10 protein-coding genes are annotated in these 13,224 nt (G+C 65.6%); 3 read left to right on the top strand and 7 right to left on the bottom strand.

Annotated features, from left to right (window positions below):
* Positions 1-75: 75 nt before the first annotated feature.
* On the bottom strand, positions 76-918 hold the full coding sequence (locus tag AC1DFE_RS01810; RefSeq protein ID WP_476904206.1) for a sulfurtransferase: 843 nt from the start codon (positions 916-918) through the stop codon (positions 76-78).
* A gap of 151 nt (positions 919-1,069) precedes the next feature.
* Between AC1DFE_RS01810 and AC1DFE_RS01805 the strand changes: the two genes are divergently transcribed.
* The gene (locus AC1DFE_RS01805; protein WP_476904205.1) at positions 1,070-2,152 is read left to right on the top strand and encodes a PLP-dependent cysteine synthase family protein; all 1,083 of its coding nucleotides are present in this window, start codon (positions 1,070-1,072) and stop codon (positions 2,150-2,152) included.
* Here AC1DFE_RS01805 and AC1DFE_RS01800 read toward each other — a convergent pair.
* Positions 2,149-2,805, bottom strand: a complete 657-nt coding sequence (locus tag AC1DFE_RS01800) for an MBL fold metallo-hydrolase (protein ID WP_476904204.1) — start codon at positions 2,803-2,805, stop codon at positions 2,149-2,151. The genes AC1DFE_RS01805 and AC1DFE_RS01800 overlap by 4 nt on opposite strands.
* Before the next feature lie 95 nt (positions 2,806-2,900).
* On the opposite strand from AC1DFE_RS01800, the gene AC1DFE_RS01795 reads away from it, so the two are divergent.
* Positions 2,901-3,365, top strand: a complete 465-nt coding sequence (locus tag AC1DFE_RS01795) for a Fur family transcriptional regulator (protein WP_476904203.1) — start codon at positions 2,901-2,903, stop codon at positions 3,363-3,365.
* Positions 3,366-3,432: 67 nt separating this feature from the next.
* On the opposite strand, the gene AC1DFE_RS01790 is transcribed toward AC1DFE_RS01795, so the two are convergent.
* The 5 genes from AC1DFE_RS01790 to AC1DFE_RS01770 form a co-directional block, all read right to left on the bottom strand.
* Positions 3,433-4,308 (bottom strand): metal ABC transporter permease, encoded by an 876-nt coding sequence (locus tag AC1DFE_RS01790; protein ID WP_476904202.1) that lies wholly within the window; start codon positions 4,306-4,308, stop codon positions 3,433-3,435.
* Positions 4,308-5,123, bottom strand: coding sequence for a metal ABC transporter ATP-binding protein (locus AC1DFE_RS01785; RefSeq protein WP_476904201.1), 816 nt, complete (start codon positions 5,121-5,123; stop codon positions 4,308-4,310). Before AC1DFE_RS01785 ends, AC1DFE_RS01790 begins: the two co-directional genes overlap by 1 nt.
* The gene (locus tag AC1DFE_RS01780) at positions 5,120-6,091 is read right to left on the bottom strand and encodes a metal ABC transporter solute-binding protein, Zn/Mn family (RefSeq protein ID WP_476904200.1); all 972 of its coding nucleotides are present in this window, start codon (positions 6,089-6,091) and stop codon (positions 5,120-5,122) included. The genes AC1DFE_RS01785 and AC1DFE_RS01780 overlap by 4 nt, the downstream gene beginning before the upstream one ends.
* A 125-nt stretch (positions 6,092-6,216) precedes the next feature.
* On the bottom strand, positions 6,217-7,287 hold the full coding sequence (locus tag AC1DFE_RS01775; RefSeq protein ID WP_476904199.1) for a hemolysin family protein: 1,071 nt from the start codon (positions 7,285-7,287) through the stop codon (positions 6,217-6,219).
* Positions 7,284-8,846, bottom strand: coding sequence for a hemolysin family protein (locus AC1DFE_RS01770; protein WP_476904198.1), 1,563 nt, complete (start codon positions 8,844-8,846; stop codon positions 7,284-7,286). Before AC1DFE_RS01770 ends, AC1DFE_RS01775 begins: the two co-directional genes overlap by 4 nt.
* 451 nt (positions 8,847-9,297) lie before the next feature.
* Here AC1DFE_RS01770 and AC1DFE_RS01765 point away from each other — a divergent pair, with 451 nt between their 5' ends.
* A complete protein-coding gene (locus AC1DFE_RS01765) occupies positions 9,298-13,125 on the top strand; it encodes a multifunctional oxoglutarate decarboxylase/oxoglutarate dehydrogenase thiamine pyrophosphate-binding subunit/dihydrolipoyllysine-residue succinyltransferase subunit (RefSeq protein WP_476904197.1) in 3,828 nt (1,275 codons plus the stop codon).
* The last annotated feature ends 99 nt before the right edge of the window (positions 13,126-13,224 follow it).

Here is a 13,224-nt window from a genome sequence, read left to right as displayed (position 1 = left end):
TGGCGACGCTACCGCGGCTCCCCGATGAGTTCCAATTACCACTGCCGTTCGACCGGCCAGCCACCGCTTCGTTGCTCACCTTCCCGGATCGGCCCCCGTGGCCACCGGGCGCGAGGCGTCGTTGGACCATTGCGAGAATGAGCCCGGGTAGAGCGCGGCACTGAAACCGGCGATCTCCAGGGCGGCTATCTCGTGGGATGCTGTCACGCCGCTGCCGCAATAAACGGCGGTCGGCGTCGTTGCGTCGACCCCGAGGCTGGCGAACCGCTGCCGCAGCTCCTCCGCCGTAAGGAAGTGGCCGTCGTCGTCGAGGTTCCCGGTGGTGGGAGCGCTGACGGCGCCGGGAATGTGGCCGGCCCGGGAATCCACCGGTTCAACTTCGCCGCGGTACCGTTCTGCCGCCCGGGCATCCAGCAGGACCCCTCCGGTGGCCCAGCCCGCAGCCCCGGCGGCGTCGGTCACGCGCATGCCGCCGCCGGCGAACGTCACGTCGCCGGTATCCGGCTCCACAGCCCCACTCTCCACTGGCAACGCCGCCCTGCGCCAGGCGGCCAGGCCGCCGTCGAGCAGGTACACGGTTCGCACGCCGGCATTCCGGAGCATCCACCACACCCGGGCAGCGGAGGTGTTGCCGGCATCGTCGTAGGCGACCACGACGTCGCCGTCGCGTACGCCCCAGGACCGCGCCGCGTCCTGGAAGCGTGCCTGCGAAGGCAACGGATGGCGCCCGTGGGCAGGGTCGGCCGGGTCCGCCAGCTGGGTGGGGAGATCCACGTACACCGCGCCCGGGAGGTGCTCCTTCAGGTAGTGGCCGCGACCCTCCGGATCCCCCAGCGCCCACCGGACATCCAGCACCACAGTGCGCAGACCGGCCGCCATCCGGGCGTTCAGCCCGGCCACGTCAATGAGGGTGTGCATCTGTCTCCTTGGGTTCGCCTGAAGTGTGCCGCAGGGGAGCCGCCGCGGGCGGATCAGCACCAACTCTAGCCCCGGCCATCCGCGCCGGTAGGCTGATTCCGTGAACAGGCAGATTCCGTGAACAGGCAGATTCGGTGAAGAGGCAGATCAAGTGAAGTGGGCACGTACCCGGGACCGGGCATGGGCGGATGAGGCTGTCCGCAAGATCAACGCGGAAAACAACCGGTCGGCAGACACTCACCTGTATTCCGTGCCGCTGGCGGAGCACTGGGGCGTCCAGCTGTACCTCAAGGATGAATCCACCCACCGCTCCGGAAGCCTGAAACACCGGCTGGCACGGTCCCTGTTCCTGTTCGGGCTGGTGAACGGGTGGATCCGCGAGGGCACCACCATCGTGGAGGCGTCCAGTGGCAGCACCGCTGTTTCCGAGGCCTACTTCGCGCAACTTCTGGGCCTACCGTTCATCGCCGTCATGACCCGCACCACCAGCCCGGAAAAGATCGCCCTGATCGAACAGTTTGGTGGAGCATGCCTGCTGGTGGACCACGCCTCAGAGGTGTACGCGGCCGCCGCCGAGGTGGCCGCCACGAGCGGCGGCCACTATATGGACCAGTTCACCTACGCCGAGCGAGCCACGGATTGGCGGGGCAACAACAACATTGCCGAGTCCATCTTCGAGCAGTTGGCGATGGAGGAGCATCCGGTCCCCCGCTGGATCGTGGTGGGAGCCGGAACGGGCGGAACCAGCGCCACGATCGGCCGCTACCTCCGCTATCACCGCCACGCCACGTCCCTGGCGGTTGTCGACCCGGAAAACTCCGCGTTCTACCCCGGCTGGCAGAGCGGCGCTGCGGATCACAGCACCGGCCTGCCTTCCCGGATCGAGGGCATCGGCCGGCCCCGCATGGAGCCCAGCTTCGTGCCTTCGGTCATTGACCACATGATCCCTGTGCCCGACGCGGCTTCCGTCGCCGCCATGCGGCACCTGCATACGCTGGCGGGGCTGCACGCCGGCCCGTCCACGGGCACCAACCTCTGGGGCGTCTGGCAGCTCGTGGCCCAGATGATCGCCGACGGCGAACGGGGCAGCGTGGTGTCGTTAATGTGCGACGGCGGTGACCGGTACGCCGGCAGTTATTACAGTCCTGCGTGGCTGGCCGCCCAGGGATTGGATCCGCAGCCACACGAGGACACCCTCAAGTCGTTCTTCGAATCGGGCGTCTGGCAGCCCTAAAGCTCCACCGACTCCCGGGCCGAGAGATGGGTGTACTCCGTGCCGTACCTGGCTCCGATCCGCTTGACATGGCCCTCCACCAGACCCAGGCCGGTGTCGTTCAGGAGCCCGTCGTGGATGGCGAATGCCCGCTCCGCGCGTACGCCGATCACAAAGTCCACCACCTCGCTGACCTTGTTCCACGGGGCATGCACCGGGACCAGGAGCGTGCGGACGCTAATGCCGTCCGGAATGATGAAGGAGTCGCCCGGGTGGTACACGTTCTCATCCACGAGATACCCGATGTTGGCGACCACCGGAATGTGGGGATGGATCAGCGCATGCTGGCCGCCGAAGCTGCGGATCGCGAACCCTGCGGCGTCAAAGGACCTACCCGGTTCCACGGCATGCACCCGGTCCGCGGCACCCGGCGCTTCCTTGCGCACATTCTGCGCCACGCCTTCGGGTGCGAAGACCTCCAGCCCTCCGTTGTTTCCGAGCGCGGACGCCACCGCCGGAACATCGATGTGGTCCGCATGCTCGTGTGTAATCAGGACTGCGTGTGCGCCGTCCAGCGCCTCGGCAGTTTCGGAAAAGGTGCCCGGGTCCAGGACCAGCACCTGGCCGTCCTTTTCGAGCCGGACACAGGCGTGCGTGAATTTTGTCAGCTTCATGAAGCCAGCCTAGGGACGGGCCCGATCAGTGTCCACGCGGGTCCTGCTGGTAACGTTAAAGCTTGCCATTACCCGAAAGAAAAGCGAGTTTATCCATGCCACAACGCGCCAGCGCTGACGGCAGACCACAGGCACCTACGACGGCGGCCGCCGGGAAAGAGCAGCGCGTCACCAAGCAACGGATCGCTGTCAGCGCCGCCCTGGACGAACTCAATGACTTCGTGAGCACCCAGGAGCTGTACCGGATACTCCAGAACAAGGGTGTCTCGGTCTCTCTGGCGACGGCCTACCGGATACTTCAGTCGCTGGCCGACGAGGAACTTGTGGACGTCCTGCGTAATGGAGACGGCGAGGCCGTCTACCGCCGCTGCACCGTGACGGTGCACCACCACCACCTCCTGTGCCGCAACTGCGGCAAGGCCGTGGAAGTGGAGGCTCCCGCCGTGGAAACCTGGGCCGCGCGGACCGCGCAGGAGCACGGCTTCACAGAGGTGGCCCACACGGTGGAGATTTATGGCCTCTGCCCCGACTGCTCGGCGCGCAAGGCCGCTGCGCAGTAGACAGCAGCTGCGGTAGCCAGCAACTGCAGTTGGCACCCCCCCACGGTTGGCACCCCCGCGGGCGTCCTTACGCGGCCCGCATCACCCTGCCGTTGAGGCCGCGCTTCGCGCGGACGCTGCCGATGACCCGGCACACCACGTAGATCAGGAACGACAGCGTGGTGACGTAGGGGCTGATGGGGATGCGGCCGCCCAGGGCGAGGAGTATTCCCCCCACCGTCGCCGAAACGGCGAACACTACGCTGAGGAGCACCACGAGGCGCGGCGAGGACGTAACACGCAAGGCGGCAGCCGCGGGGGTGATCAGCAGGGCAAGGACCAGCAGGGCGCCCACGATCTGGATGGACAGCGCCACGCTGACGCCGAGCAGCACCATGAAAACCAGGGCCAGCGACCGCACAGGAACACCGCGGGCCTCGGCCAGCTCCGGATCGACGCTGGCGAAGCTCAGGGGGCGCCATATGGCGCACAGCGCCGCCATTACGGCCACCGCGGTTCCCGCCAGGAGCTGAAGCTGGACGGTATCCACCGACACAATTTGCCCGGTGAGGAGGCCGAACTTGTTGCCGGCCCTGCCCTCGTAGAGCGAGAGGAAGAGAATACCGAGCCCCAGCCCAAAGGGCATGATGACGCCAATGATGGAGTTCTTGTCCCGCGCCCGGACCCCCATGAGCCCGAGCAGCAAGGCAGCCGCCACGGAACCCACCAGGGACCCGAACACCACATCAGTCCCAATGAGGAGCGCGAAGGCGGCCCCGGCGAAGGACAGCTCGGAAATTCCGTGGACGGCGAACGCCAGGTCCCGCTTCATCACGAAGGTCCCCACGAGGCCGCCGAGGAGTCCCAGCACCGCGCCGGCCCACAGCGAATTCTGCACCAGCGCCAGCAGCTCGCCATAGTTCTCGAAGTTGAACACCGATTGCAGGATCGATTCCAAATCCATCAGGAACCCTCCCCGGCAGTGGCGTGTGCGTCGTCATGATGGTGGGTGGTGGCGTCGGGCAGACCGACGACGACGATCCGGCCGTTGGCATGGATCACTTCCACGTTGCTGTCGTAAAGGTCGGACAGCACCTCGGTGGTCATGACCTCATGCGGCGTTCCCACGCTGAACCGGCCGCCGGCCAGGTACAGGACGCGGTCCACGTAGTCGATGATCGGATTGATCTCGTGGGTCACGAACACCACGGCGCTCTTCTGGTCATGGCACTGCTTGTTGATGAGTGCGCTGACGGCCTGCTGGTGGTGCAGGTCCAGCGACAGGAGCGGCTCATCACACAGCAGCACCTTCGGGTCGGTAGCGAGGGCCTGTGCCACCCGAAGACGCTGCTGCTCACCACCGGACAGCTGCCCGACGGGAACCTTGGCGTAGTCGCTTGCCCCGACGAGTTCCAGAAGTTCATCAATCCTGCGATTGGCCTTGGCGGTAGCGAGCCGTATTCCCCAGCGGTGCCCATCTACGCCGAGACCCACCAGGTCGCGGGCCCGCATCGGGGTGTCGGGCAGGAAGGGCTTCTGCTGCGGAATGTAGCCGATCATCCGGCTTCCCCGCTCCACGGGGTGGCCACCGAGACTTACTTCGCCGGAGTGCAGCTCCTGAAGCCCCAGGAGGACCTTGAGGAAGCTGGTCTTGCCGCTGCCGTTGGGCCCCAGAACGGCGAAGAACTCCCCCGGATTGATGTCCAGGTCCAGGTCTTCCCAGAGCGTGCGGCGGCCGAATGTCAGTGACGCACGCTTGAGGCTGATGACTGGGTTCAACGCTGGCTCTTCAGAGCGTTGCTGACGTTGTCCACGTTGTCCGCCATCCATTCCAGGTAGGTCTTGCCGTCAGGAAGTGTTTCAGTGAAGTTCACCACCGGCTTTCCGGCAGCGATGGCCGCGTTTTTGACGGCCTGCGTCTGCGGGCCTTCCGTCTGCTCGTTGTAGGCCAGGAACCGTGTGTCTTTTGAGGCGGCCGTCGAGGTGGCCGCCTTCAGGACAGCGGGCGGAACGTCGGCGCCTTCCTCGACGGCGGCTGTGTACTCTGCGGGGGTGCGGTTCTCCAGTCCTGCTGCTTCGAGCAGGTAGAGGGGAACCGGTTCGGTCACGGCGACACCGGCGCCGCCGTGTGCGGTCTTCATTGCCGAAATCTTACTCTCAAGCTGGGCGAGTCCGGTCTTGAACCCAGCGGCGTTGGCGGTGAACTGGGCGGAGGAGGCGGAGTCGAGCGTGCCGAGCCTGGCTGCGACGGCATCGGCAAGATGCGACATGGCATCAAAGCTGTACCAGACGTGTTCATTGAAGTCGCCGTGAACTTGGGAATGCCCATCCTCGGCGTGGGCTGAGCCGGTGCCGCCAGTTTCCGGAGCCAGCCCGGACACGTCCACGGCACTGATGATGTTCTCGTGGGGCACGTTGCTGTCATCCGCCAGGGTGTGGATGAAGTCGTCGTAGCCGCCCCCGTTTTCCAGGACCAGCTTGGCCTTGGATACCGTCAGCCGGTCCTGCGCGTTCGCTTCGTAGGAATGCGGGTCCTGGCTTGGACGGGAGATGATGGCCGAGACGTTGACCTTGTCCCCGCCGACGGCCGCAACGATGTCCCCATAGACGTTCGTCGACGCGACGACGGCAATGCGGCCACCGGCCTTTGCGCCTGCGGTATCGGCCGCCGGCGAACCGCAGGCCGTGAGGAGCAGGCCGAAGCCGGCGAGGGCGGCGGTAAGGGAAGTGCGGACGTTGACGGGCACGGAAAGACCTCGGTTCTGTACATGTTGTTTGCGGGAGGGCGGCCCCCTGTCGAGTGTACCGCTAAATGTGAATGATTCCTATTTAGAACTCGACGGCGGCGGGCTGATGCGAAGCACCCGGGCCGCTATTCGGCGTCGGGCCTGCCCAGTCGGCGGATCCCCTTGGCCTGGGTTGCGTCCCGGATCTCCCCCACGAGCTGCTCGATGACATCCTCCAGGAACAGCACGCCTTCGGTCTGCCCGCCTGGCCCGATAACGCGCGCCAGATGCGAGCCGGAGCGCTGCATCACGGACATCGCCTTTTCAATCTCGTCCTCGCGCGAGAGGTTGGCCAGGGACCGGATGCGGCTTTCCGCGATGGGCTGCTCGTAACCGGATTCGGGGATGGCGAGCACGTCCTTGATGTGGAGGTAACCGGCCAGCAGGCCGTCGTCGTCCAGCATTGGGAACCGGGAAAAGCCGGTCCGGCTGACAGCCTTTTCAAACTCCAGGGGCGTGGTTGCGGACCTCAGCATGACCAGCCGTTCCACCGGAACCATCACACTGCCCGCGGTGTACTCCGAAAATTCGAGGGCACCGGTGATGAGGCCGGCGTCATCATCCACCAGGCCGTGGCGCGTGGATTCCTGCACGATGGACTGCACCTCTTCCAGCGTGAACGTGGAGCTGACCTCGTCCTTGGGCTCGATGCGCATCAGCCGGAGGATGTGGTTTGCAGACCAGTTCAGCGCCGAGATGACCGGGTTCACGAGCCTCGCTATGAACATCAGCGGCGGGGCAAGGAGCAGCGCCGCCTTGTCCGCAACCGACACGGAAATGTTCTTGGGCACCATCTCCCCGAACGTCACATGGAGGAAGGTCACCAGCATCAGGGCCACTGCGAAGGCCGAGACGTCGGCAACTTCCGTCGGCACACCCAGCCCGGCAAGGGGCGCCGCCAGCAGATGGTGGATGGCCGGTTCCGCCACCAGAAGGATCAGCAGCGAGCACACCGTGATGCCGAGCTGCGAGCATGCCAGCATCAGCGAGACATTCTCCATGGCCCGAAGGGTTGTGTGCGCGCGCAGGACGCCCTCGTCGGCCAGCGGCTCGATCTGGCTCCGGCGCGCGGACATGACGGCAAACTCCGCGGCCACGAAGAAGGCATTGCCCAAGAGCAGCAGCACCAACCAGAGCAGTCCCGCCCAGTCGCTCATGACCGGCCGCCGTTCCCCGTCTTGTTGTTCCCGGTCTTGGTGTTCCCGGACGGGCCGTGATTTGCGGGCCTGTGCCTTGACGGGGTGTGGCCCGACACGCCCTTCCTGGCTGCCCCATTGCCGGCGGAACCGTTTTTGGACGCACCGTTCTTGCCGGCGGAACCGTTTTTGGGGCCGCCGTTTTTGGAGCCGCCGTTACCGGCAGCGCTTTGTTTTACCGCAGCGCCTGGGTGGGCCTGGTTCGGGACAGCGCCGTCCTGCGGTTCACGGTGCGGCCTGAAGCAGATCCGGTCGATGCGCCGGCCGTCCATCCTGGTAACAGCGAGCGTTCCGCCGCCCGCTTCCACTGTGTCCCCAACCTCGGGTATCCGTCCGAGCTCGCTCATGACGTACCCGCCCACCGTCTCGTAGGCGGCCTCGTCGGGGACGGTGAGCCCGGGAATCTGCTCCGAGAGCTCGTCCGGCCGCATCAGGCCCGGAAAGTACCAGTCCCCGGAGGCACTTTGCAGAAGGCCCGGCCGGACCTTGTCGTGTTCGTCCGCCACCTCGCCCACGATTTCCTCGACAAGGTCCTCCAGGGTTGCGATCCCTGCAGTTCCGCCGTACTCGTCCAGCACCACGGCCAGCTGCAAGTTCCCTTCGCGCAGCTCCGCCAGCAGGGCGTCCAGGTGGATGGTTTCGGGCACCCGGAGGACGTCCGTCATGATGGCACCCGCCTCCAGCTTCCGCCGCCGGGCCGGAGGAACCGCGATGGCCTTCTTGACGTGGACCAGCCCGCGGATGTCGTCCGCCGACTCACCGATGACGGGGAACCGGGAGTAACCGCTGCGGCGGGCAGCGTCGATGATGTCCGACACCGGCTGGTCGGCGTCTATGGTTTCGACGCGGATCCGCGGCGTCATCACGTCGGCTGCGCTGCGGCCGGAAAAGTTCAGTGTGCGGGCAATGAAGTTTGCCGTTCCAGGATCGAGCGTGCCCATGGCGGCGGACCTGCGCACCAGCGAAGCAAGCTCCGCAGGCGTGCGGGCCCCGGAAATTTCCTCCTTGGCCTCCAGCCCGAAGACGTTCAGCACCTTGTTCGAAAAACCGTTCAGGACCACGATGGCCGGCTTGAAGATGGCCGTGAAGACCAGCTGCGGCCGTGCCAGCACCCGGCCCATGCGGAATGCGAGGGCGATCGCCATGTTTTTCGGGACCAGCTCGCCCAGCAGCATGGACAGACCCGTCGCGACCACCATCGCCACCACCAGGGAGACGGAACCGGCCACGGGCTCGGGGATGCCGACGGCGGCAATGGGTGCCTCGAGCAGCGCGCCCACGGACGGCTCCATGACGTAACCCGTCAGCAGCGTGGTCATGGTGATGCCGAGCTGGCAGCTGGACAGCTGCGTCGACAGGGATTTCAGGCACTTGAGCAGCGGCACTGCGGCGGCGTCGCCGTCGTCAACGGCACGTTGCACAGTGGGCTGGTCCAGCGCAATAAGGGAAAATTCGACGGCGACGAAGAAACCGGTTCCGAGAATGAGCAGCAGTCCGGCGGCAACAAGGAGCCATTCCATTAGGGGCCGGCCGGAGGTCGTCGGCAGCTGCCCGGACCAGTGGGCTTGCCGGCACTGTGGTCGGGCTGTGCGGCGGTGACCGCGCCGCGCTGATAGCCCCCAGGCCGGCACCTGGATTTACCGTCCATGGCACCTGTATCTACTGTCCATAAGGATTGCAGTCTACAGGAGCAAAATGCCGCCACGGAGGTCTGAACAGGCCTTACGGCCCGGCCGGAATCGGCGTCCGTGCATGGTGGAAAGAGCAAGGCTCCGGACTCGTTTGGACGGCCATTTCGCCATAATTCGAACGGTACATGATTTGGGTCACCCTTATTGGCAGTTAAGCCGGAACGGTCACTAGACTGGCAAAGGTCTGGGTTCATAGGACACAGGAACTGGTTCGATTGTTGTGCCGTGGCACCTTAGGCGACCAGAGGGAAATCAAACTCATGGAAGAGGCGTATTTCAAGTGCCAGAGCAGCCTAGCCACCGTCTGCCAGAGGAATTTGGTGGAAACGAGTGGCTCGTTGACGAACTGTACGAGCGTTATCAGCAGGACAAGAACACGGTTGATGCCAAGTGGTGGCCGCTGTTCGAATCATTCGACAGCGGCAACGGTCCATCTTCCAACGGCGTGCCGGCAGTGACGTCACCGGCGGCCAATCCGGCTACCCGCGAACTGCCCATCGTCACTCCCCCGGCGCCCGCGAAGGCACCGGCATCCGCTCCTCCCGCGGCCCAGGCGCCTGCGGCAGCTACGGCACCGGCGCCGGCAGCAGCCCCCGCCTCGCCCGTACCCGCCAAGAAGGCTCCCGCAACGGTGGCCCGCGACGGCGCGAAGAAGACCGAGGCGGGCACCGGCGCCCAGCCCATCCCGGCCCAGCTGCCGAAGAACGTCAAGGCTCCGACCGCCCCCGAGGAAGACGTCGTATCCGTCCTCCGCGGACCGGCCAAGGCCATTGCGACAAACATGGTCACCAGCCTCGAGGTACCCACGGCCACCAGCGTCCGGGCTGTACCGGCCAAGCTCCTGATTGACAACCGGGTTGTCATCAACTCCAACCTGGCCCGCGCCCGCGGCGGCAAGGTCTCCTTCACCCACCTCATCGGCTACGCCGTTGTCCGGGCCCTGTCCCAGTTCCCGTCCATGAACGTGTACTACGACGAGGTCGACGGCAAGCCGGTGGCAGTCCAGCCGGCACACGTGAACTTCGGCATCGCCATCGACATGCCCAAGCCCGACGGCACCCGCCTTCTGATGGTTCCCAACATCAAGAAGGCCGAGACCATGAACTTCGCGGAGTTCTGGCACACCTATGAAGACCTCATCAAGCGTGCCCGCAACGGCAAGCTGACGGCTGACGACCACGCCGGCACCACCGTGTCGCTGACCAACCCGGGCGGCATCGGCACCGTGCACTCGGTGCCCCGTCTGTCCAAGGGCCAGGCCGCCATCATCGGCGTCGGCGCTCTCGATTACCCGGCCGAATGGCAGGGCGCGAGTGAGAAGATCATCGCCCAGAACGCCATCAGCAAGATCCTCACCCTGACCTCCACCTATGACCACCGCGTCATCCAGGGTGCAGGCAGCGGCGAATTCCTCAAGCTGGTCCACTCCCTGCTCCTCGGCGCGCAGGACTTCTATGACGAGATTTTCGAAGCCCTGCGCATCCCGTACGAGCCTGTGCGCTGGAGCCCGGACCTGCAGGTGGACCCGTCCGACCAGATCAACAAGGTCGCCCGGATCCAGCAGCTGATCCACTCCTACCGCGTTCGCGGCCACCTCATGGCGGACACTGATCCCCTCGAGTACGTCCAGCGCAAGCACCCCGACCTGGACGTGCTCACGTACGGCCTGACCCTGTGGGACCTCGACCGCGAGTGGCCCACGGGCGGCTTCGGCGGCAAGCCGATGCTCAAGTTCCGCGACATCCTGGGCGTGCTCCGGGATGCCTACTGCCGCACCACCGGCATCGAGTACATGCACATCCAGGACCCGGCCGAACGCAAGTGGTTCCAGGACCAGCTGGAACACCCGTACTCCAAGCCGAGCCGCGACGAGCAGCTGCGCATCGTATCCAAGCTGAACGCCGCGGAGGCCTTCGAGACCTTCCTGCAGACCAAGTTCGTGGGCCAGAAGAGGTTCTCGCTTGAGGGCGGCGAATCGCTGATTCCGCTGCTGGATGCGATCATCTCCGACGCCGCCGACGACGCACTGGACGAGGTCGCCATCGGCATGGCCCACCGCGGCCGCCTGAACGTGCTGACCAACATTGCCGGCAAGACCTACGCCCAGGTATTCCGCGAGTTCGAAGGCACGCAGGACCCGCGCTCCGTGCAGGGCTCCGGCGACGTCAAGTACCACCTCGGCACCGAAGGCACCTTCACGTCGGACAACGGCAAGGAGACCAAGGTCTACCTTGCCGCCAACCCGTCCCACCTCGAGGCCGTTGACTCCGTCCTGGAGGGCATCGTCCGCGCCAAGCAGGACCGCCTGGACCAGGGCCAGTCGTTCCCCGTGCTGCCCATCATGGTCCACGGTGACGCGGCCTTCGCCGGCCAGGGAGTTGTGGCGGAGACGCTCAACCTCTCCCAGCTGCGCGGCTACCGCACCGGCGGAACCATCCACATCGTGGTCAACAACCAGGTCGGCTTCACCACCGCGCCGTCCTCCTCGCGCTCGTCCACGTACTCCACGGACGTTGCCAAGATGATCCAGGCTCCGGTGTTCCACGTGAACGGCGACGATCCGGAGGCAGTTGTCCGCATCGGCCAGCTCGCCTACGAGTTCCGCCAGCGGTTCCACAAGGACGTTGTCATCGACATGGTCTGCTACCGCCGCCGCGGCCACAACGAGGGCGACGACCCCTCGATGACGCAGCCGCTGATGTACAACCTCATCGAAGCCAAGCGGTCTGTGCGCAAGCTCTACACCGAGTCGCTCATCGGCCGTGGTGACATCACCGAGGAAGAAGCCGAGCAGCTGCTCCGCGACTACCAGGAGCGCCTCGAGCGCGTCTTCGCCGAGACCCACGCAGCCCAGACCTCGCCCATTCCGATCATCACTGCGGACTCCGCAGCAGTGTCGGACATCGAGCGTCCGCAGGCCCAGCAGTCGGACAGTGGAACGAACGCCCCGGCATCGACGGCCATCTCGGCCGACACCCTCGCCCGCATCGGCAAGGCCCATGTTGAGATCCCCGAAGGCTTCACCGTCCACGCCAAGCTCAAGCAGCTACTGGAGAAGCGTGAACAGATGTCCCGTGAAGGCGGCATCGACTGGGGCTTCGGCGAGATTGCCGCCTTCGGCTCCCTGATCATGGAAGGCGTTCCCGTGCGCCTTGCCGGCCAGGATTCCCGCCGCGGCACCTTCGTCCAGCGCCACGCCGTGTTCCATGACCGCGCCAACGGCAACGAGTGGCTGCCCTTGGGTAACCTGTCGGACAACCAGGCCAAGCTCTGGATCTACGACTCCCTGCTGTCCGAATATGCTGCCATGGGCTTCGAATACGGCTACTCCGTGGAGCGGCCCGACGCCCTGGTCCTGTGGGAGGCGCAGTTCGGTGACTTCGTCAACGGCGCGCAGACCATCATCGATGAGTTCATCTCGTCCGCCGAGCAGAAGTGGGGCCAGCGTTCGTCGCTGGTGCTGATGCTTCCGCACGGCTACGAAGGACAGGGCCCGGACCACTCCTCCGCCCGCATCGAGCGCTTCCTGCAGCTGTGTGCCGAGGAAAACATCATCGTCGCCAACCCGACGACGGCGGCCTCGCACTTCCACCTGCTGCGCCGCCAGGCCTACAGCCGGCCCCGCAAGCCGCTCATCATCTTCACGCCCAAGCAGCTGCTGCGCCTCAAGGCCGCTGCCTCGTCCGTGGAGGACTTCACCACCGGCGGCTTCCGCACGGTGATCGGTGAGCACGAGCAGCTCCAGGGAGACGCCGTCGAACGTGTTCTCCTCGTCTCCGGACGCCTGTACTACGACCTGCTGTCCACGCGGCAGAAGACGGGCGACAAGACGACGGCGATCGTCCGCGTCGAGCAGCTGTACCCGCTGCCGCAGGCGGAGATCGAAGCCGAACTGGCCAAGTACCCGAACGCCGAAGTTGTGTGGGCGCAGGACGAGCCCGCCAACCAGGGTCCGTGGCCGTTCATGGGCCTGCACCTGCCCACCGCGCTGGACCGCAAGGTGCGCCTGGTGTCTCGCCCGGCCTCGGCTTCCACCGCAGCCGGCTCCATGAAGCGCCACGCCGCAGAGCAGGACACGCTCCTGAAGCAGGCATTCGCCCGTAAGTAGCAGAACAGCTGCCCGGCCGGACGGTGACACACCGTTCCAGCCGGGCAGTTCTGTTTAATCGGCTCTGTTTAATCGGCGTGAGTTAATGGACCTTAGGCT

The sequence above is a fragment of the Arthrobacter sp. 05T423 genome (assembly GCF_056396245.1).
This window is presented reverse-complemented; position numbering and strand designations above follow the sequence as displayed.

Coding starts and splice junctions, on each gene's coding strand:
- AC1DFE_RS01810 (WP_476904206.1), bottom strand. CDS start 918: ATGCACACCCTCATTGACGTGGCCGGGCTGAACGCCCGGATGGCGGCC.
- AC1DFE_RS01800 (WP_476904204.1), bottom strand. CDS start 2,805: ATGAAGCTGACAAAATTCACGCACGCCTGTGTCCGGCTCGAAAAGGAC.
- AC1DFE_RS01795 (WP_476904203.1), top strand. CDS start 2,901: ATGCCACAACGCGCCAGCGCTGACGGCAGACCACAGGCACCTACGACG.
- AC1DFE_RS01790 (WP_476904202.1), bottom strand. CDS start 4,308: ATGGATTTGGAATCGATCCTGCAATCGGTGTTCAACTTCGAGAACTAT.
- AC1DFE_RS01775 (WP_476904199.1), bottom strand. CDS start 7,287: ATGAGCGACTGGGCGGGACTGCTCTGGTTGGTGCTGCTGCTCTTGGGC.
- AC1DFE_RS01770 (WP_476904198.1), bottom strand. CDS start 8,846: ATGGAATGGCTCCTTGTTGCCGCCGGACTGCTGCTCATTCTCGGAACC.